The organism is Streptomyces sp. NPDC050528 (assembly GCF_044457795.1).
In the GTDB taxonomy this organism is placed as follows: Bacteria; Actinomycetota; Actinomycetes; order Streptomycetales; family Streptomycetaceae; genus Streptomyces.
Genome location: NZ_JBITHH010000011.1, coordinates 343137 through 361732, shown reverse-complemented (window position 1 = coordinate 361732; position 18596 = coordinate 343137). Strand labels below are relative to the sequence as shown.

Sequence of the window (18596 nt, the reverse complement as noted above, 5' to 3'; positions counted from 1 at the left end):
GGGAGAGTCTCAGACCAGGCTCTTGTACAGGTGGCGCTCGACCGTCTCGTAGCCGAGTGATTCGTAGAGCCGCTCGGCCGGGGTGTTGCCCGCGAAGACGTTCAGCCGGATGGTCGGCAGACCGGCCGCGATGCCCTGGGCCTCGGCCAGGAGCATCAGGGTGCGGCCGTGGCCCTTGCCCCGATGGCGGGCGTCGGACTCGACCTTGTAGACGAAGGCCTTGCCCTCACGGCGGCCCGTCCAGAGCGTGCCCACCGGGGTGCCCTCGTGCTCCAGGACGCTGAAGACCATGTCCGCGGTGGCGCGTCCGTCGGGCAGCAGTTCGGCGTTGGTCTGCAGAGCCCTGGTCCGGGCCTCGTCCTCGGGCACACCACGCTCGGTCCAGCTCTTCATGAAGGCCTCCGTCCCGAGGTTCTCCCACGGGCCGTACTCCTCCTCAGTCATCGGCCTCCCCCGGCTCCCCGGGGGCAGTTGGGGTGCGATGTCGCCGAGGGGCTTCTCCATGTGGCGGTTGCGGAGGACGTATCCGAGGTTGGTCGCCAGCTTGAGCGCGGCCTCCGCCTCCGCGGGCACGGACACCTCGATCCGGTCGCAGCCCCAGCCGCGCACCACCTCCTCGGCGGCGAGCGCGGCCACGGTGCCCCGGCCGCGCCGACCGTCCCGCTCGTCGATGCGCAGGTCCAGGATCTGGGCCGCCGAGTCGCCGAAGGACGGACTCGTGCCGAGGTGTATCGAGCCGACGGGACGGCTGTTCACGCACACCTGGTAGCGGCGTGTACGCGTCCCGTCGGCCTCTTGCTGAAGCGGCTCGGTCGGCCGCAGGGTTGTGGTCATCAAGGGAGTTCTACCCGACCTGGAACCCCAGGTCAGCCCAATAAATGAGGCCTTATGGATCGAGGTCGTCGCCCGACCGCTCGTCGAACACGCGCATGGCCTTGGCCGTCACCGGGCCTGCCGTGCCCGGGAGTTGACGCTCGTCGACCAGGTGGACGGCCTGGACGTCCCGCAGTGACGACGTGAGGAAGACCTCGTCGGCGCGTTCCAGGACGTCCAGCGGAAGGTCGGTCTCCTTGGCGCCGGTCCATTCGACGGTCAGGGCGCGGGTGATGCCGGCGAGACAGCCGGAGCTGACCGGCGGGGTGTGGATCTCGCCGTCCAGGACGACGAAGACGTTCGACCCTGTGCCTTCGCAGAGTTGGCCGACCGTGTTGGCGAACAGGGCCTCGGAGGCGCCGTGTTGGTGGGCGCGGGCGAGGGCGACGACGTTCTCGGCGTAGGACGTCGTCTTGAGGCCGGTGAGGGCGCCGCGTTCGTTGCGGGTCCAGGGGACCGTGACGGCGGCCGTGGAATCGGGGCGGCGCTTCGACTCCCCGAGGGCGACCACGAGGGTCGGGCCCTGCTCGCCGCGGTCGGAACCGAGGGGGCCGTGGCCGCCGGTGTACGTGATGCGGAGCCGGCCGAGCGGCATCGGGTTGGCGGCGAGGACGGCCGCACAGCCGCGGCGCACCTCGTCCAGGTCCGGGTCGGGCAGGCCGAGGCCGCGCGCGGAGCGGGTCAGCCGGTCGAGATGGCGGGTCAGCGCGAACGTCTTCCCGTCCGTCGCCTTCACCGTCTCGAAAATGCCGTCGCCCACGGTCAGTCCGTGGTCGAAGACGGAGACGCGGGCGGACTCGATGTCCTGCAACCCGCCGTCGAGCCAGATCTTCATGAAAGAGCCCCTCCGCTCACCTCGTACGCGCCCGACGCTACCGCGAGCAGCCGTGACGCCTTCAGCTCGGTCTCCCGCCACTCCCCCTCGGGGTCCGAGCCCCAGGTGATGCCGGCGCCGGTGCCGAAGCGCAGCACGCCGTCGGCGCGGTCGATCCAGAACGTGCGGATGCCTACGGCCAGTTCACCGCTCCCCCGGTCCGCGTCGACCCAGCCGATGCCCCCGCAGTAGGGACCCCGGGGCGCGGTCTCCAGAGCGTCGATGATGCGCAGCGCGCTGGACTTGGGGGCTCCGGTGACACTCCCGGGCGGGAACGCGGCGGCCAGCAGCTCCGGCCAGCCGGCGTCCGCGGGCAGTTCGCCCCGGACCGTCGACACGAGGTGGACCAGCCCGGGGTGCTTCTCGACGACGCACAGGTCCGGCACCGTCACGGTCCCCGTGGCGCACACGCGGCCGAGGTCGTTGCGCACCAGGTCCACGATCATCACGTTCTCGGCGAAGTCCTTCTCCAGCAGATCCGCCTCCGTCCGCCCGGTGCCCTTGATCGGGCCCGACTCGACGACCCGGCCGGTGCGGCGCAGGAAGAGTTCGGGGGAAGCGGTGGCTATCTCCACGCCGTGCCCGGGCAGCCGGATCGTTCCTGCGTACGGCGCCGGGTTGCCGCGTGCGAGCAGCGCGGTGAGGGCGTCGACGTCCGCGTCGGGGGCGACCGGCGCCGACAGGACCCTGCACAGGTTGGCCTGATAGACCTCGCCGGCCGCGATGTGCTCCCGGATACGGCGGACGCCGGCGGTGTAGGCGGCGCGGTCGAGGGAGGAGCTCCAGGCGTCGGTCGCGGGGCCGTGCCAGGCGCCGGGGACGGGCGCCGGGACCGGTTCGTCCCGTACGTCGCGGAAGCGCGCGCAGGTCAGACGGCCCTCGAAGTCGGCCGCGACCGCCCAGAAGCCGGTGGAGTCCAGGGCCGCGGGATCGCTGGTGACATCGAGGAGACCGGTGGCGACACGGCCGCCGAAACGGGCGAGAGGGGCGAGGCGGAACACGCCGTCGAGTCTATGGCGGGTGTCTCACAGGTTGCCCGGCCATGTCCCCACGGCTGCCCTGACCATGTGTTCCCGTAGCCGCAGGCCAGCACGCTGCACAAACGCGTTTTTGTACTGGCCCCGGAATCCGCTAGAGTTCAACTCGTCGCCGCGACGCGCAAGCCGAGCGGAAACGACAAGCGGACGTAGCTCAGTTGGTAGAGCGCAACCTTGCCAAGGTTGAGGTCGCCAGTTCGAACCTGGTCGTCCGCTCGCAGGAAAGTGGGGGATCTTCCCGACCCCCCGCACTCCTGGTGGAGTGGCCGAGAGGCGAGGCAACGGCCTGCAAAGCCGTCTACACGGGTTCAAATCCCGTCTCCACCTCCAAGGACGATTAGCTCAGCGGGAGAGCGCTTCCCTGACACGGAAGAGGTCACTGGTTCAATCCCAGTATCGTCCACTGGTCCGCAAGGACTTGGTCCGCAAGGATCCCCGCGCGATTAGCTCAGCGGGAGAGCGCTTCCCTGACACGGAAGAGGTCACTGGTTCAATCCCAGTATCGCGCACGCACCGCCCATGGTCTTCGGATCGTGGTCCCGAGGACGATTAGCTCAGCGGGAGAGCGCTTCCCTGACACGGAAGAGGTCACTGGTTCAATCCCAGTATCGTCCACACTCCGAAGCCCCCGACCGTTTCGTACGGTCGGGGGCTTCTTCGTGTGCCGGTCAGCTGGAGAACAGCATGTGGCCGAAGCTCTTGTGGCGGTGGTGGCCGCCGTGACCGCCGTAGTGGCCACCACCGTGACCGCCACCGTGCTGCGGGGCGCCCCAGGCGGGCGCGGGCGGGGCGGGGTAGGCCTGCGGGCCCGGGGGCGGCGGGGCGGGCTGCTGCCACTGGGACTCCACGCGGGTCAGCGCCTCCAACTCGCCGTAGTCGAGGAAGATCCCCCGGCAGTTGCTGCACTGTTCGATCTGGACACCGTTGCGGTTGTACGTGTGCATCGGCGCATGGCACTTCGGACACTGCATGCTCGGCTCAACTCCTCGCCCATCGGGACATCTTGGTGTTTCCCCAGGACAGACTCCGTCCGACCCCGGTCGGTTGCACCCTACTTCGCGAATCCGGGCGCCAACTCGGGCGGTACGGAACCCATTCGGCCACACGCGTCCACGACCGCGAGCTCCACCTCGTCCAGCGGGCGGCCCGCGGCGACCGCCTTGACGATGGCGAGGGCCGCGGTCTGCACGGTGAGCGCGCGGGCCGGGACGTCCAGGGCGGGCCAGGGGTCGCCGGTGGCAGGGACCGCCGGGCCGCCCGCCGTGCGGTACGCGTTCAGGAAGCGGGCCCATTCGTCAGGCGGGAGCAGTCCGCAGGCGTACCAAGCCGCCGGGCGGGCGAGGTCCCAGGCGGGGACTCCTACGCCCATGTCGTCCACGTCGATCAGTAGCCACGGGCTGTCGGGGGCCGGGTGGCGGACGAGTTGGCCGAGGTGGAGGTCGCCGTGGCAGAGGGTGGTGGTGTCCGGCTGGGGGGCCTCCGCGCGGGTCCAGGCGGGGAGCAGGGTCCAGGCGTGCAGGACGGGGGCGGCTGCGGAGTGGGGGCCGGCCTCGCGGAGCCGGGTGATCGCTCGGACCGCCTTGAGGGGGCCTCGCATGGGTGGGAGGTGCGTGGGGGCGGGGGTGCGGTGGAGGCGGGCGAGGAGAGTGGCTGCCGCTTCCCAGGGGGCCGCGTCCGGGTCGTCCGGGTCTACGGGGGTGCCGTAGGGCCAGCAGGTCACCAGGCGGTCGTGCAGGTGGAGGGGGGTGGGTTCCAGTGGGGGCAGGAGGATGTCGGGGAGTCGTGCGGCCGTGGTGAGGCGGGCGGTGAGGTCGGTGCGGTTCGTGTGCGGGGCGTGGGCCTTGGCGACGGTGTCCTCGTGGCGGACGACTGTGCCGTCGGGGCGGTCGGTGAGGGTGGGGGTCGCTCCGCAGGGGCAGGGGGCTGTGCGCGCGTGGGCCGTGGTCCTGGCTCGGGCGGTGAGGGCGGAGAGCAAGGGGGTGCGGGGCATCGCGCTTCCTGGGTGCGGGGAGTCGGGGTCGTCGCGAGCGTACTTCTACGGCGGGTTCGGGCGGCCTGTGCGGATGGGTGGACCCAGGGGTTTTCGCCCCCGCCGCCCCTACCCTTCCCATCCTCCAGGGGCTGCCGCCCCTTCGACCCCGCCTGGGGGCTGCGCCCCCAGACCCCCATCGGCCTGAACGGCCTCGTCCTCAAACGCCGGACGGGCTGAATATTGCCGACCTGTGTTGAGAGGTGCCGGCCTGCGCCAAAGAGATTGCCCCCGGGCCCAACAGCCCAGGGGCAAAGCAAAGCCGGCGCAGCTCCCCAGCTGCGCCGGCTTTTTTTGCCGTCCGCCGCACCCCCGTCCCCACGGGGTTTCATGGGTGGATGTCCCCGCCCGGACCGCTCTTCCGGGCCTGGGGTCGCCGCTCAGCGCCCCAGCATCACTCCCACGGACGACGCTTGTGTGGCCACGGTCTCCCAGCCGTCGAAGACGACGAGGAGCAGGACTGCCAGGGGAAGTGCCATCAAGGTCGCCACCAGTGGGTGGCGACGGCCCGTGCGGCGGGTTCGGAAGGCCGCGTTGTAGGCCTTGCGTCCCTCGGTGCGGATCAATGCCCGCGGTGCCGTGTGGGCCATGGTCCCTCTCCTGACCGTGCTCCGTTGACCAAACTCGGTTGTCGTTGGCAGCGGCGGGTGTCTGACCTCGGGGGACGAGTGCTGCACCCGCCGCTTGACCTCAAATCTAGGCGTGCGGCGGGTGCGGGTCGTCATGCCCTCGTACCGATTGGCGGGCCTCCCGGAGGATGAGCGATGACCTGCGGAGTACTCCCCTGGGTGGAGACCGGGTCCTAGGTCTCGGGGTCTTCCCGGAGGGGGAGTCCGGTGTGCCCCGCTTTCTCTGAGCTGTCCTCGCGCGGGACCGGCTGCTCGACCAGGGCGAGGACCCTGGTCGCCATGAAGCGGGCGGTACGGACGACCGAGCCGTTGCGGGTGACTTCGCTCACTTCTACGACACCTCGTCGTACCGCTGTCTCCACCCGACGGCCCGCCCTGCTCGCCACCACCTCGTACGTGCGTGTTGTGTCTCCGGCGTCCACCACTATCTCGACGCGATCACCCTTCACGCGCTCAATCCCCCTTCTGTGATGGTTGGTTGGGGTTGGAGGCAGTACGAAGTCCTGCTGCTCGCAACGCCTCTGACCACTCTTCAAGTTTCCCACCCGGCACTGACAATCCGTCGGTTCGAGAGGGCGCGGCCTTTGCGCGCGGGCGCCCGTGGAAACGTAAGCTGTCGCTCGTCACACGGACCGGGCAGCGGGGATGAACATGGCGATGATGCGCCTGAGGCGCGAGGACCCGCGCGTCGTCGGCTCGTTCAGGCTTCACAGACGGCTCGGCGCGGGCGGAATGGGTGTCGTCTATCTGGGCTCCGACCGCAAGGGGCAGCGGGTCGCGCTGAAGGTGATCCGGCCTGATCTGGCGGAGGACCAGGAGTTCCGTTCGCGGTTCGCGCGCGAGGTCTCGGCCGCTCGGCGGATTCGTGGGGGGTGCACCGCTCGGCTCGTCGCGGCGGATCTTGAGGCCGATCGGCCTTGGTTCGCCACTCAGTACGTGCCCGGGCCGTCCCTGCACGACAAGGTCGCCGACGAGGGGGCGCTCGGTGCGGCCGAGGTCGCCGCCATCGGGGCCGCGCTGTCCGAGGGGCTTGTGGCTGTGCATGAGGCCGGGGTTGTCCACCGGGATCTCAAGCCGTCGAACATCCTGCTCTCCCCCAAGGGGCCGCGGATCATCGACTTCGGTATTGCCTGGGCTACCGGGGCTTCGACGCTCACCCATGTCGGTACGGCTGTCGGGTCGCCGGGGTTCCTTGCGCCTGAGCAGGTGCGGGGGGCTGCCGTTACTCCGGCTACCGATGTGTTCTCGCTCGGGGCCACGCTTGCGTACGCGTCGACCTCCGACTCGCCCTTCGGGCACGGTAGTTCCGAGGTGATGCTGTACCGCGTGGTGCATGAGGAGGCGCAGCTGCACGGGGTGCCGGATGCGCTCGCGCCGCTTGTTCGCGCTTGCCTCGCCAAGGATCCCGAGGAGCGGCCCAGCACGCTTCAGTTGTCTCTGCGGCTCAAGGAGATCGCCGCCCGTGAGGCTCAGGGGCTGGCCGATGTGCGGCCGCCCTCGCCTCGGGCTGCCGAGGCGGATCGGCCTACCGGGCGGCTCACCGACAGTTATCCGGAGCAGCAGCGGACCACTCAGAGTCAGCGGCGACCGCAGGGGCCTCAGGGGACGCCTGCGCCTCGGGGTGCCGCGCCGTCGTCCCGAGGTGGTGGTAGTCCGTCGCGTGGGGGTGGGGTGCCGTCTCGGCCGGGGGGTGTGCGGGCGACTCCGTCGGGGCGTAACAGCACTCGGTCCGGTAGTGGGAGTCGGCCTGCGCCTCGTAGTGGGGGTGGAGGGCGGCCGGGGCCTCGGACCACGGGGACCGGGCGGCGGCCTGCCAATCCTCGGTTGTTGCGGCAACGGTTGTTCGTGTTCGTCGTGGTGACGTTGCTGGTTGCGCTGGGAATCGCGGTGGCTCAGGGGTGTTCGGGGCCGGCTCATGGGCTGGGGCGTGTGGGGCATGGGGCTGTCGTAGGGGCGGATGGTCCGGTTTCGGGCGGGTGGTAGGTGAGTGGCGGTGGTGTTTTTTCGCCCCCGCCGCCCCTACCCGTCCCATCCCCAGGGGCTGCCGCCCCTTCCGCCCCGCCTGGGGCTGCGCCCCAGACCCCCATCGGCCTGAACGGCCTCGTCCTCAAACGCCGGACGGGCTGGATATTGCCGGCCCGGGTTGGGAAGAGGGCGCCGGACGGGCAGGATATTGCCCGCCTGGGTTGGGAAGAGGGCGCCAGACAGGCTGAATATTGCCCGCCTGGGTTGAAAAGCGGGCGCCGGACAGGCTGATGCAGCCTCCCTGCACTGAAAAGTGAGCGCCGCGCTCCGCCAGGTGACAGCGCGAGGCCCCCGGCCCCCCACCCTGTGCCTACAAACCCGGCAAGACGTGCTCGAAGAACTCCCGGTCCGCGTCGAAGGCCGGGGTCATGCTCAAGAACTCCGCCGGTGTCACCCAGCGGACCTCCGAGACCTCGCCCGGGTCGGGGACGATCGTGCCGTTGCCTGTTTCGGTGGCGGTCCACCAGTGGAGGCGGAAGGTGCCGTCGTCGGTGACGGACTCCCAGACTTTAGAGAGCGGGGAGACCGTGAGGCCTACTTCCTCGTAGACCTCTCTGACCAGGGCTTCTTCCTGGGTTTCGCCGGGTTCCAGTTTGCCGCTCAGGGGTGCCCAGTAGCCCGCGCGGGCCGAGTCGGGGCCTCGGAGGATGACCAGGACGCGGTCCGCGCGTCGGAGTACGGCGACGATCGCCTCGCGCTGGGCCAAGCGGGCTCCTAGAGTTCGGGGCGGCCGGTGGCCACCGCGTAGAAGGCGACCGCGGCCGCGGCGCCCACGTTGAGGGAGTCGACGCCGTGGGCCATGGGGATGCGGACCCATTCGTCGGCCGCTACCAGGGCCTGCGTCGACAGGCCGTCGCCCTCTGCTCCCAGCATCAGGGCCACCCGCTCCATGCGGTGCGGGGCCGCCTCGTCCAGGCTCTTTGCCTTTTCGTCGGGAGTGAGCGCCAGGAGCGTGAAGCCTGCCTCGCGTACCGACTCCAGGCCCTTGGGCCAGCTGTCCAGGCGGGCGTACGGGACCGAGAAGACCGCGCCCATCGAGACCTTTACGCTGCGGCGGTAGAGGGGGTCCGCGCAGTCCGGGGACAGCAGGACCGCGTCCATGCCCAGCGCCGCCGCCGAGCGGAAGATCGCGCCGATGTTGGTGTGGTCGTTCACCGACTCCATGACCACAACGCGGCGCGTGGTCTGGAGGAGTTCGTCCGCCGTGGGGAGCGGTTTGCGTTGCATGGAGGCCAGGGCGCCTCTGTGGACGTGGTAGCCGGTTACGCGTTCGGCCAGCTCCGGGCTCACCGCGTAGACGGGGGCCGGGAGTTCGTCGATCACGTCGCGCATGACGTCGACCCACTTCGCGGACAGCAGCATCGAACGCATCTCGTAGCCCGCGTCCTTGGCCCGTCTGATGACCTTCTCGCCCTCGGCGATGAACAGGCCCTCGGCCGGTTCACGCTTCCGGCGCAGCTCTACGTCGGTCAGGCCCGTGTAGTCACGCAGGCGCGGGTCGTCGGGATCCTCAACGGTGATGAGATCGGCCACAGGGTGATACTGCCTTGTCCTGGGTGTGGTGCCAACGGCTGGGAACGGGTTGTGTTACCCGGGGTTACGCGAGTTCCTTCGGGCCTACGGTGACCACCGCGCCGATGACGATCACCGCGGGCGGTTTCACCTCCTCGGTGCGTACCGTTTCGCCGACCGTCGCGAGGGTCGCGTCCACCCGGCGCTGGGCGGCCGTCGTGCCCTCCTGGATCAGGGCGACCGGGGTGTCGGACGGCTTGCCGTGCGCGATCAGGGTTTCGGCGATCTTGCCGATCTTGTCCACGCCCATCAACACCACCAGTGTGCCGGTGAGCTTGGCGAGGGACGGCCAGTCGACCAAGGAGCGTTCGTCGTCAGGGGCCACATGGCCGCTCACCACCGTGAACTCGTGTGCTACCCCGCGATGGGTGACCGGGATGCCCGCCGCGCCCGGTACCGAGATCGAGCTGGAGATGCCCGGCACGACCGTGCACGGGATGCCCGCCTCCGCCAGCGCCTGGACCTCCTCCATGCCACGGCCGTAGACGAAGGGGTCGCCGCCCTTGAGGCGGACCACCGACTTGCCCTGTTCGGCGTGTTCGATCAGGGCGTTGTTGATGGCCTCCTGGGCCATGTAGCGGCCGTACGGGATCTTCGCCGCGTCGATCACCTCGACGTGCGGGGGGAGCTCGGCGAGGAGGTCGCGGGGGCCGAGGCGGTCCGCGATGACGACGTCGGCCTCGGCGAGGAGGCGGCGGCCGCGGACCGTGATCAGGTCCGGGTCGCCGGGGCCGCCGCCGACGAGGGCGACGCCCGGGGTGCGGGTGCGGTGGTGGGGGGCCACCAGGGTGCCGTCGCGCAGGCCCGCCACGACCGCGTCGCGGATCGCCGCCGTGTGGCGCGGGTCGCGGCCGCGCGCATCCGTGGTGAGGACGGCGACCGTCACGCCCTCGCTGTGGCCCGTCGCCGGGGTCCATGCGGTGGCCTGGTCGGCGTCGTCGGAGCGGACGCACCAGACGCGGTTCGTCTCGGCTTCGGCGGAGGCCCGGTTGTTCGCTTCCGGGTCCGTGGTGGCGATCAGGGCGTACCAGGCGTTCGCCAGGTCGCCGTCCGCGTACGGGCGGCGTTCCCAGATGATCTCGCCCGCGTCCGCCATCGCCTCCACGGACGGGGTCGCCTCGGGGGATACGAGCGTGATGTCCGCGCCCGCCGCGATCAGCGCGGGGAGGCGGCGCTGGGCGACCTGGCCGCCGCCGAGGACGACGACCCTGCGGCCGGTGAGGCGGAGGCCTACGGGGTAGGCGGGGTGTTCGGCCATGAGGGTGCGGCTCCTCTTTTACGGCGGGTCTCCCCCGCGTGCTTTCACGGCGTGCGGTGGCCCTGACGTGCAGATTTTACGGGCAGGGCATCAGGGCGGCCCAGCCGGTCCACCGGCTGGGCCGCATCGCCGACTACGGGCGCCTACTTTTCCGTCACCCCTGCGGAGTCGAACGTCGCCACCTCGTGCATCGCCCGCGCCGTGCTCTGCACCAGCGGCAGGGCCAGCAGCGCGCCCGTGCCCTCGCCGAGGCGGAGGTCCAGGTCGACCAAGGGGCGCAGGCCGAGCTTGTTCAGGGCGGCCACGTGGCCCGGTTCCGCGCTGCGGTGGCCCGCGATGCAGGCCGCGAGGACTTCGGGGGCGATCGCGCGGGCGACCAGAGCTGCGGCGCCCGCGCTGACGCCGTCGAGGATCACCGGCGTACGCAAGGACGCGCCGCCGAGCAACAGGCCGACCATCGCCGCGTGTTCGAAGCCGCCGACCGCGGCGAGGACGCCGATGGGGTCGGCCGGGTCCGGCTGGTGCAGGTCGATCGCGCGGCGCACGACCTCCGTCTTGCGGGCCAGGGTCTCGTCGTTGATGCCGGTGCCCCGGCCGGTGACCTCGGCGGGGTCGGTGTCCGTGAACACCGAGATCAGGGCCGCCGACGCCGTCGTGTTCGCGATGCCCATCTCGCCGGTGAGCAGCGCCTTGTTGCCGGCCGCCACCAGGTCGCGGGCCGTCTCGATGCCCACCTCGATGGCCTGCTTGGCCTCCTCGCGGGACATCGCGGGACCGGTCGTCATGTCGGACGTGCCCGCGCGGATCTTGCGGGGCAACAGGCCGGGCGTGGCCGGGAGTTCGGATGCCACTCCAACGTCCACGACGCACACCTCGGCGCCCACCTGGCTCGCGAAGGCGTTGCAAACCGCCCCGCCGCCAAGGAAGTTGGCGACCATCTGGGCCGTCACCTCCTGCGGCCAGGGCGTGACGCCCTGCGCGTGCACACCGTGGTCGCCCGCGAAGATCGCGACGGCCGCGGGCTCCGGGATCGGCGGCGGGCACTGCCGGGAAAGACCGGACAGCTGCGCGGAGATGATCTCCAGCATGCCGAGCGAGCCCGGCGGCTTCGTCATCCGCTTCTGCCGCTCCCACGCCTCGCCGAGCGCCTTCGCGTCCAGCGGGCGGATACCGGCGACGGTCTCCGCGAGCAGGTCGTGCGGGTCCTCGCCGGGCAGCGCCCGACGGCCGTAGGTCTCCTCGTGCACGACCCACGACAGCGGGCGGCGCTTGGACCAGCCGGCCTGCATCAGCTCGGGCTCGTCCGGGAACTCGTCGACGTAGCCGACGCAGAGGTACGCGATGACCTCCAGGTGTTCCGGCAGGCCGAGCGCACGGACCATCTCGCGCTCGTCGAAGAAGCTGACCCAGCCGACGCCGAGGCCCTCGGCGCGGGCGGCGAGCCAGAGGTTCTCCACGGCGAGCGCTGCGGAGTACGGCGCCATCTGCGGCTGCGTGTGCCGGCCCAGCGTGTGGCGGCCGCCGCGGGTCGGGTCGGCGGTGACGACGATGTTCACCGGGGTGTCGAGGATGGCCTCGATCTTCAGTTCCTTGAACTGCTTCGCCCTGCCCTTCGGCAGCGACTTCGCGTACGCCTCGCGCTGGCTCTGCGCCAGTTCGTGCATGTTCCGGCGGGTGTCGGCGGACCGGATGACTACGAAGTCCCACGGCTGCGAGTGGCCGACGGACGGGGCCGTGTGTGCCGCCTCCAGGACGCGCAGCAGTACGTCGTGCGGGATCGGGTCGCTGCGGAAGCCGTTGCGGATGTCCCGACGCTCGCGCATCACCTTGAGCACGGCCTCGCGCTCGGCGTCGTCGTAGGCGGGAGCGGCCGGGCCGGTGGACTCTCGTACGTCTTCCACTACGGCCGTGCTCTCTTCTTCCTGATCGGCGGCCCGGGTGTCCAGGTCGTCCGCGTGCTGTACGAGTTCCGGTTCGAGGTCGGGGTCGGCCTCGCGGGGGGCGGGGACGGCGGCGAACGCGTCCTCCGCGCCGACGGCTTGCTCCTCCGGAGGGAGCGTGAGCGGGTGCGGCGGGGTCGGTGCGAGGTGGGGGGTGGTGGGCACCGAACCCTCCACCGGCACGAAACGCCCCAGCGAGTCGTCGGGGTGCGGCGGGAGCGCGTCCGGCAACTGGGCGTCCGCGTCCGCCTGTTGGGGTTGGGCAAGATGCGCGGCCTCGGGGGACAGCGGCTGCTGGGCCTGCGGGCCCGAGGGGAGGGCCTGCTCCGGTTCCGCCAACAGCTGCGGCTCCAGCAGCGGTTCGGGCTCCGCCGGATGCTCCGGTGCGGGCGCTTCGGCTACGACGGGGGGCGGGGCCGGTGCGGGTTCGGGAGCGGGTTCGGCTTCGACCAGCGCTTCCGCCTCGGCTTCGGCGAGGGGCGCGGCTTCGGGAGTGAAGGGTGCCTCAACTTCCGGGGCGGCGGCCTGAATTGGCGCGGCTTCCTGGAGGTCGGCGGGTCCCTCGCCCGGGGTGATCTCGTGGGCGTGCGGGGCGTCCAGCGTCTGCTCGACCGCGGCGGCGTAGGCGACGTCCTGGGCCTGGATCGGTTCCTGGACGACCGGCTCCGGTACGGCTGCCGCCTCGGGGGTCTGGTCGGCAACGAGGGCGAACCCGGCGTCGTAGACCTCTCCGGTGTCCGCCACCTCGACGACGTCCTGGACCACCACAGGCCCGGGCTCGGGAACGAAGGGCTCCTCGGCGGCCGGTGCGACATCCGGAGCGACCTGCTCGGGCTCCGGTACCTGACCGGCGTCCGTCACGGCCAGCGCGGCCTCGGGAACCGGACCCGGCTCCACCACGTACGCGCCCTCGGCCCCCGGCACCGAACCGGTCCCCGGAGCAAACGCCTCCTCGGCCACCGGAGCGACCACGCCCTCGGCGACACCGTCGCCGTGCGGCGCGTACCCGGCGTCGACACCCTGCTCGGCGACGCCCGGCGCGAACTCCGGCTCGGAGCCCTGCTCGTAGACCTGGGCCTGCGCCTGCTCGGGCAGCTGTCCGGCCGCCAACTCCTCGGCACCCTGGGGCAGTTGGCCCGCCTCGGGGACACCGGCGTTCCCGGAGCTCTCCGTGCTGACGTGGGCGAACGGGGTCGCGGGCTCCCCGGCGAACATCTGCCCGTGCCCCTGCCACGCGCCACCGGCGTCGGGGGCCTGCGCCAGGTCGGGATCCTTGCCGGTGCCCGCGCCCATGACCGGCTCCGGCTCGGGCACGACGACCCCGGTGTCCAGGGCCATGGCGATGCCCCCGCCTAGGGACTCGCCGGCGGCCTCACCATCGGGTTTGCCAACCGGAACAACCGTTTCCGCTGTCGGCACCCCAGCACTCACCGGTGCCTGGGCGCCCCAGGGAGCCGCGCCCTGCGGGGGCAGGTCGCGGAGTTGGGGTGCGTCGAAGTACTCGGGGGCGGTCGTCGGCGGGCCCATCTGCCGTACCGGCGCGCCCGCGGGACCGCGGTCGGCGAGGGAACGGACCGGGCTCGCGGAGGTGTCGGGGAGGGGCGGGCCGAGGTGCAGCGGGCGGCGCGGCGGAACCGGCGCGGGCGGCGGCGGGGCGGGATGCCTGACGGCACCCAGATCGACGGAACCGCTGTCACGACCGGCCGTCTCGTGCGGACCGGGCTCGTGCACGGCCGTCTCGTGCTGACCGGCCTCGTGCACGGCGGCCTCCTGCGGGCCGGGCTCAGGCGCGACAGCCTCGGGCGCACCCGGCTCCTGTACGGCGGCCTCGGGCACGGCGGCCTCGTGGGGAGCCGGCTCGGGCGCGGCGGCCTCGTACGCGACACCCTCGTACGCGGGCTGCTCCGGCGCCGTCTGCTCCTGCGGAGCGGGCTGGTGGACCGCCTCGAAGACGGGCTCGGGGGCGGGGGGCGGGACCTCGTTGCCCCAGGCGCCCTGGGCGCCGGGGAGCAGCAGGAGGTCTTCGTCCTCGGCGGTGGTCTCGGAGAGGTAGGTGTACGCGCCGTGCGCGGGAACGCCTGGCTGTTCCACCATGCCTGCGTTCTCCGGCAGCCCCTCGGCCGGGATCTGGCCGGTGTCGGTCATGCGTACCCCTCGCCCATCGGTTAGTGCTTCTACGACCCGCTCACCGGGAACGGCGCACCGACCGCCCCGCAGTGGAGAACGAGCGTGCCTGTCCAGCGGCACGAACGACCCGACGTCAAAAAGCGACAAAGCCATTTAGACGACAAAGCCATTGACTGGCATTGTCGCGGCCGTTCGGCCGTCGCGACAGGTTGACCCGCGACGGCCCGCTGTGGACTGCGCCACGTTGCGCGTCCTCCGGTTCCGCCGTACCACACTCACCCCAAAACGGGCGGGTTTTCCGGACATTGACGAACGAAGTGCCGGGTCACCCGAAGCGGTACAACAGTCCGCCAGCCTACCGCGCGCAGTACGACAACAGGATCACGGGGACGGTACGAGGGGTCAGGAAACGCGCTCCGGAAGGAGGGCGCTGAGCAGGAACGCGACGCTGCGTTCCGTCTCCGTCCAGGCCCTGGTGTCGAGTTCGACGGACTGGAGGAGGGCGCACTCCACGTGGTAGCCGTGCTCCGTGAGGTCGCGGCCGACGAGTTCGGCCTCGTCGCGGGTGGAGGCGTGCGCCACGATGCGCTGCGGGCGCCGGTCGGCGACCGCGGAGACGACCGCCACTCCCCCGCCGCCGACCCGTACTACGTCAGGTTCGGGCAGGTTCTCCAGGATGTGCGGGGCGTCGCCCTGGACGATCTGGAGGTGCACGCCGAAGCTGCGTGCGGCGGAGTCGGTGCGGGTGCAGGCCTGGGTGTCGCGGTCGACAGCGATGACGGCGGCTCCGGCGCGGGCCGCCTCGATGGCGAAGGCGCCGCTGCCGCAGCCGATGTCCCACACGAGGTCTCCGACGCGGGGGCCGAGGCGGGCGAGCTGGGCGGCCCGGAGCAAGTCCGTTTCCCCTTCGCCCAGTTGTCCGCCGTAGGCCTCGGCGGGGAGGGTCCAGCCGCGGGCGACGGCGGACGGGTCGCGGCCGGCGATCCAGCCCTCGCCGGTGACACCGGTGACGGTGGGGCCGACCGGGCCGCCCATGACGATGACGACGTTGGGGTCGCGCCAGGTGCGGTCGGCGGCCTTGTCGGAGGTGAGGACGGTGACCTGTTCGTGCTCGGTGCCCAGTTCCTCGCAGATGACGAAGGTGCGGTGGACGCCCTCCATCAACAAGCCCAGTTCGGCCGGGCCCGCGCCCGGTGAGGTGAGGACGGCGACCTTCGTGTGGGCCCGGCACACGTTCACCGCGCGGCGCAGGGTGCGCCGGTGCGCGACGACCACCTGGGCGTCGTCCCAGGGCATCCCGGCTCGGGCGAAGGCGGCGGCCACGGAGGAGACCGCGGGGACGACCTCCACCTCCAGGCCGAACTCCGGTGCGCGCAGGGTCCGTACGACGCCGAAGAAGCCGGGGTCCCCGTCGGCGAACACGACCGCGGTGCCGCGGTGGCCCGCGATGCGGCGGGCGGCGAGGGCGACGCTGCCGAGACGGATGCGCTCGGCGCTCTGCTGTACCTCGGGGAGCGCGAGGTGGTGGGGGGCGCCGGCCACCAGGGTGGCGGCGGCGAGGGCGGAGCGTGCCGCGGCGGTCAGCGGAGAGCCGTCCCAGCCGATCACCGTGACGCGGTCGGCCATCGTCGTCAGTCTCCAGGGGTAATTCGCAGGTCGTCGGGGAAAGCGGCCCGTACGCGGGCACCGTGAGGGTACCTGGTGCGGATGGGCGGTGCTCCCCGGGTCGTACCCGCCGGATTCAGTTCCAGTCGGCGAGTGACGTGAAACCGTCGGCGTCTTCGAGTTGTTCGGCCGTGCCCTCCAGGTCCTCCGGGAGGAGGCTCCAGACGATGAAGTCGGTGCGGACGTCGCTCCAGGTGCCGTCCTCGCCGTGGACGTGCGCTATGCACGCGCCCCGCAGGACGCCCTCGCTGATGCAGCCGATCTTCTGGGCGACCTGCTGGGAGGCGGTGTTGTCGGCGGCCGTGCGCAGCTCGATGCGCTCCAACTTCTGGTCCCCGAACAGCCATTGGGCGGTGGCGAGCGCGGCCTCGGAGGCGTAGCCCTCGCCGCGGGCCCAGGGCGCGATGATGTACGACAGCTCGGTGGACCTGATGTGCCAGTCGGTCTTGGCGAGTTGGACGATGCCGACCAGACGCTGGGTGAGGAACTCGGTGACGGCGAGGTCGAGGCCGCGGCCCGAAGTGCGTTCGGTGGGCGCGTACTCGGTGATCCAACGGCGGGCCCGGTCCTCGGTGTAGGGCTGGGGGACGTCGGTCCAGGACCCGACCTGTTCGTCGTTCATCATCTCCGTCAGCGCGGGGATGTCGTCCTCGTCGAGGGGCCGCAGCACCAACCGCTCCGTGCTGATGGAGATGTTGGGGAAGGTGCTCGTCATGCGCCGCTCCGTAACCTTCGGAAAATGTTCAGGGCCTACCTGAACTGCCCAGCATGCAGCATGAAACCGGGGAACCGCACCACGGGGTCCACTCATGGTGAGGACGTGGACCCCGTGCGTGGTGATACGCCGTATACGCCCCCGTCAGCCGGAAGTGACCGGCAGGACAGAGCCCTTGTACTTCTCCGCTATGAACTTCTTCACGTCGGAGGAGACGAGAAGCTTCGCGAGCTTCTCGACGCGGGGGTCGTCCTCGTTGCCGCGTTTGACGGCCAGGAGGTTGGCGTAGGGGTTGTCCTTCGCCGACTCCAGGAGGATCGCGTCCTTGGCGGGGCTGAGGCCCGCGTCCTGGGCGTAGTTGTTGTTGATGACGGCCACGTCCAAGTCGTCGAGCGAGCGCGGCAGTTGGGCGGGGTCCAGCTCCTTGAACCTCAGGTGCTTGGGGTTGGCCGTGATGTCCGCGGGCGACGCGTCCGTGCCCGCCCCCGCCTTGAGGGTGATCAGCCCCTTGGCGGCGAGGAGTTTGAGGGCGCGTCCCTCGTTGGTCGTCTCGTTCGGTACGGCGACGGTGGCTCCGTCGGCGAGCTTCGCGATGTCCTGGACCTTCTTGGAGTACACGCCCATCGGCGGCAGATACGCCTTGACGACCGACACCAGGTCGGTGCCCTTGGACTTGTTGAACTCGTCCAGGAAGGGCTGGTTCTGGTAGAGGTTCGCGTCCAGCGAGCCCTCCTGGAGCGCGGTGTTCGGCAGGACGTAGTCCGTGAACTCCCTGATCTCCAGCTTCAGTCCGGCCTTCTCGGCCAGGTTGTCCTTGATGTACGTCAGGACCTCGCCGGCCGGTACGGCGGTGGCGCCGACGACGAGGGTGCCGTCCTTGCCACCGCCCTTGCCGGAGTCGGAGCCCGAACCGCAGGCCGTGAGGCCGAAGAGGGTCACGGCCAGTCCGGCCGCCGTGACGGCGATGCTCTTGCGCATGGTGATTCCCCCAGCTCGACTCGGCAGGATCAGAAGGACGGGATGACCGAGCCGGCGTACTTGTCCTCGATGAACTTCTTCACCTCGGGCGAAGTGAGCAGCTTCGCGAGCTTCTTGACGCGCGGGTCCTTCTCGTGGCCCTTCTCGACCGCGAGGAAGTTGCCGTACGGGTTGTTCTTCGCCGACTCCAGGATCAGGGCGTCCTTGGCGGGCTTCAGGCCCGAGGAGATGGCGTAGTTGCCGTTGATGACAGCCGCGTCGACGTCGTCCAGGGAGCGCGGGGTCTGGGCCGCCTCCAGCTCCTTGAACTTGAGCTTCTTCGGGTTCTCGGTGATGTCCGCGGGGGTCGCCTCGTTGCCCACACCGGACTTGAGGGTGATCAGCCCGTTCGCCGCGAGCAGCTTGAGGGCGCGGGCCTCGTTCACGCTGTCGTTCGGGACGGCGACGGTCGCGCCGCTCTTGAGGGCGTCGGCGCTCTTGACCTTGTGGGAGTAGAGGCCGAGCGGCTCCAGGTGGACCGTGACGACGGGCACGATGTGGGTGCCGTTCTTCTTGTTGAAGTCGTCGAGGTACGGCTGGTTCTGGAAGTAGTTGGCGCCCACCGAGCCGTCCTCCGTCGCCGTGTTCGGCGTGACGTAGTCGGTGAACTCCTTGACCTCCAGGTCGAGTCCGGCCTTCGTCGCCAGGTTCTTCTTGACGAAGTTCAGGATCTCGGCGTGCGGGGTCGGGCTCGCGGCGACGACCAGCGGTCCGCTGTAGTCGGAGGAGGCCGAGGAGGAACCCTTGTCCGAGCCGCAGGCCGAGAGCGCGAAGGTGAGCGCTCCGGCGGCGAGGACGGCGGTGGTGAGCTTTGCGGTGTTACGCACGAAAAGTG

At 70.9% G+C, this 18596-nt stretch carries 16 protein-coding genes, 5 tRNA genes and 1 pseudogene; 7 read left to right on the top strand and 15 right to left on the bottom strand.

From position 1 onward, the window contains the following. Positions 1 to 9: 9 nt before the first annotated feature. Genes ACIBK4_RS35080 through ACIBK4_RS35070 form a run of 3 tightly spaced genes read right to left on the bottom strand, consistent with a single transcriptional unit; the run spans position 10 to position 2748 of the window. Positions 10 to 834 (bottom strand): GNAT family N-acetyltransferase, encoded by an 825-nt coding sequence (locus tag ACIBK4_RS35080; protein ID WP_399001367.1) that lies wholly within the window; start codon positions 832 to 834, stop codon positions 10 to 12. 52 nt (positions 835 to 886) lie between these two features. Next, positions 887 to 1708, bottom strand: a complete 822-nt coding sequence (locus ACIBK4_RS35075; protein ID WP_399001365.1) for an aminotransferase class IV — start codon at positions 1706 to 1708, stop codon at positions 887 to 889. Continuing rightward, complete coding sequence (locus ACIBK4_RS35070; protein ID WP_399001363.1) at positions 1705 to 2748, bottom strand: chorismate-binding protein; 1044 nt, start codon at positions 2746 to 2748, stop codon at positions 1705 to 1707. Before ACIBK4_RS35070 ends, ACIBK4_RS35075 begins: the two co-directional genes overlap by 4 nt. 179 nt (positions 2749 to 2927) lie before the next feature. On the opposite strand from ACIBK4_RS35070, the gene ACIBK4_RS35065 reads away from it, so the two are divergent. From ACIBK4_RS35065 to ACIBK4_RS35045, 5 genes are all read left to right on the top strand, one after another. Further along, a tRNA-Gly gene (locus tag ACIBK4_RS35065) sits at positions 2928 to 3000 on the top strand. 40 nt (positions 3001 to 3040) lie between these two features. Further along, positions 3041 to 3114 (top strand) — tRNA-Cys (locus tag ACIBK4_RS35060). A gap of 1 nt (position 3115) precedes the next feature. Next, positions 3116 to 3187: transfer RNA gene (locus ACIBK4_RS35055), tRNA-Val, on the top strand. 34 nt (positions 3188 to 3221) lie between these two features. Continuing rightward, positions 3222 to 3293, top strand: a tRNA-Val gene (locus ACIBK4_RS35050). Between the two features lie 34 nt (positions 3294 to 3327). Beyond that, positions 3328 to 3399 (top strand) — tRNA-Val (locus ACIBK4_RS35045). Between the two features lie 53 nt (positions 3400 to 3452). Here ACIBK4_RS35045 and ACIBK4_RS35040 read toward each other — a convergent pair. Both ACIBK4_RS35040 and ACIBK4_RS35035 read right to left on the bottom strand, forming a co-directional pair. Continuing rightward, positions 3453 to 3755, bottom strand: coding sequence for a zf-TFIIB domain-containing protein (locus ACIBK4_RS35040; RefSeq protein WP_366434243.1), 303 nt, complete (start codon positions 3753 to 3755; stop codon positions 3453 to 3455). A gap of 80 nt (positions 3756 to 3835) precedes the next feature. Further along, positions 3836 to 4774, bottom strand: a complete 939-nt coding sequence (locus ACIBK4_RS35035) for a phosphotransferase family protein (RefSeq protein WP_399001360.1) — start codon at positions 4772 to 4774, stop codon at positions 3836 to 3838. Positions 4775 to 4816: 42 nt separating this feature from the next. Here ACIBK4_RS35035 and ACIBK4_RS35030 point away from each other — a divergent pair. Continuing rightward, positions 4817 to 4992: pseudogene (locus ACIBK4_RS35030) on the top strand (cobyrinic acid a,c-diamide synthase); the annotation flags it as partial. Positions 4993 to 5193: 201 nt separating this feature from the next. On the opposite strand, the gene ACIBK4_RS35025 reads toward ACIBK4_RS35030, so the two are convergent. Beyond that, positions 5194 to 5403: a hypothetical protein gene (locus ACIBK4_RS35025; RefSeq protein ID WP_033282229.1), complete on the bottom strand. Its 210-nt coding sequence runs from the start codon at positions 5401 to 5403 to the stop codon at positions 5194 to 5196. 212 nt (positions 5404 to 5615) lie between these two features. Next, entirely contained in the window at positions 5616 to 5891 is a 276-nt protein-coding gene (locus ACIBK4_RS35020) for a hypothetical protein (RefSeq protein WP_026150855.1), read from the bottom strand. A gap of 196 nt (positions 5892 to 6087) precedes the next feature. On the opposite strand from ACIBK4_RS35020, the gene ACIBK4_RS35015 reads away from it, so the two are divergent. Further along, on the top strand, positions 6088 to 7425 hold the full coding sequence (locus ACIBK4_RS35015; RefSeq protein WP_399001357.1) for a serine/threonine-protein kinase: 1338 nt from the start codon (positions 6088 to 6090) through the stop codon (positions 7423 to 7425). Positions 7426 to 7777: 352 nt separating this feature from the next. Here the strand turns inward: ACIBK4_RS35015 and ACIBK4_RS35010 are convergent, their stop codons facing one another. The 8 genes from ACIBK4_RS35010 to ACIBK4_RS34975 form a co-directional block, all read right to left on the bottom strand. Next, positions 7778 to 8173, bottom strand: coding sequence for an NUDIX domain-containing protein (locus ACIBK4_RS35010; RefSeq protein ID WP_399001355.1), 396 nt, complete (start codon positions 8171 to 8173; stop codon positions 7778 to 7780). Between the two features lie 8 nt (positions 8174 to 8181). Next, a complete protein-coding gene (locus ACIBK4_RS35005; RefSeq protein WP_366434239.1) occupies positions 8182 to 9000 on the bottom strand; it encodes an RNA methyltransferase in 819 nt (272 codons plus the stop codon). 64 nt (positions 9001 to 9064) lie between these two features. Continuing rightward, the gene (gene cobA, locus ACIBK4_RS35000; RefSeq protein WP_399001352.1) at positions 9065 to 10297 is read right to left on the bottom strand and encodes a uroporphyrinogen-III C-methyltransferase; all 1233 of its coding nucleotides are present in this window, start codon (positions 10295 to 10297) and stop codon (positions 9065 to 9067) included. A 143-nt stretch (positions 10298 to 10440) separates the two neighbouring features. After that, positions 10441 to 14382: a nicotinate-nucleotide--dimethylbenzimidazole phosphoribosyltransferase gene (gene cobT, locus ACIBK4_RS34995; RefSeq protein ID WP_399001350.1), complete on the bottom strand. Its 3942-nt coding sequence runs from the start codon at positions 14380 to 14382 to the stop codon at positions 10441 to 10443. A 384-nt stretch (positions 14383 to 14766) separates the two neighbouring features. Continuing rightward, complete coding sequence (gene cbiE / locus ACIBK4_RS34990) at positions 14767 to 15990, bottom strand: precorrin-6y C5,15-methyltransferase (decarboxylating) subunit CbiE (protein ID WP_399001348.1); 1224 nt, start codon at positions 15988 to 15990, stop codon at positions 14767 to 14769. Between the two features lie 115 nt (positions 15991 to 16105). After that, positions 16106 to 16744, bottom strand: a complete 639-nt coding sequence (locus ACIBK4_RS34985; protein WP_399001346.1) for a GNAT family N-acetyltransferase — start codon at positions 16742 to 16744, stop codon at positions 16106 to 16108. Between the two features lie 144 nt (positions 16745 to 16888). After that, the gene (locus ACIBK4_RS34980) at positions 16889 to 17722 is read right to left on the bottom strand and encodes a MetQ/NlpA family ABC transporter substrate-binding protein (RefSeq protein ID WP_399001344.1); all 834 of its coding nucleotides are present in this window, start codon (positions 17720 to 17722) and stop codon (positions 16889 to 16891) included. Between the two features lie 29 nt (positions 17723 to 17751). Then, positions 17752 to 18588, bottom strand: coding sequence for a MetQ/NlpA family ABC transporter substrate-binding protein (locus tag ACIBK4_RS34975; RefSeq protein ID WP_399001342.1), 837 nt, complete (start codon positions 18586 to 18588; stop codon positions 17752 to 17754). Positions 18589 to 18596 lie beyond the last annotated feature (8 nt).

What these genes read in the sequence shown, in the direction of transcription:
- ACIBK4_RS35080 (WP_399001367.1), bottom strand. Translation starts at nt 834, where the DNA reads ATGACCACAACCCTGCGGCCGACCGAGCCGCTTCAGCAAGAGGCCGAC.
- ACIBK4_RS35075 (WP_399001365.1), bottom strand. Translation starts at nt 1,708, where the DNA reads ATGAAGATCTGGCTCGACGGCGGGTTGCAGGACATCGAGTCCGCCCGC.
- ACIBK4_RS35040 (WP_366434243.1), bottom strand. Translation starts at nt 3,755, where the DNA reads ATGCAGTGTCCGAAGTGCCATGCGCCGATGCACACGTACAACCGCAAC.
- ACIBK4_RS35035 (WP_399001360.1), bottom strand. Translation starts at nt 4,774, where the DNA reads ATGCCCCGCACCCCCTTGCTCTCCGCCCTCACCGCCCGAGCCAGGACC.
- ACIBK4_RS35025 (WP_033282229.1), bottom strand. Translation starts at nt 5,403, where the DNA reads ATGGCCCACACGGCACCGCGGGCATTGATCCGCACCGAGGGACGCAAG.
- ACIBK4_RS35015 (WP_399001357.1), top strand. Translation starts at nt 6,088, where the DNA reads ATGAACATGGCGATGATGCGCCTGAGGCGCGAGGACCCGCGCGTCGTC.
- cobA (WP_399001352.1), bottom strand. Translation starts at nt 10,297, where the DNA reads ATGGCCGAACACCCCGCCTACCCCGTAGGCCTCCGCCTCACCGGCCGC.
- cobT (WP_399001350.1), bottom strand. Translation starts at nt 14,382, where the DNA reads ATGACCGACACCGGCCAGATCCCGGCCGAGGGGCTGCCGGAGAACGCA.
- cbiE (WP_399001348.1), bottom strand. Translation starts at nt 15,990, where the DNA reads ATGGCCGACCGCGTCACGGTGATCGGCTGGGACGGCTCTCCGCTGACC.
- ACIBK4_RS34985 (WP_399001346.1), bottom strand. Translation starts at nt 16,744, where the DNA reads ATGACGAGCACCTTCCCCAACATCTCCATCAGCACGGAGCGGTTGGTG.
- ACIBK4_RS34980 (WP_399001344.1), bottom strand. Translation starts at nt 17,722, where the DNA reads ATGCGCAAGAGCATCGCCGTCACGGCGGCCGGACTGGCCGTGACCCTC.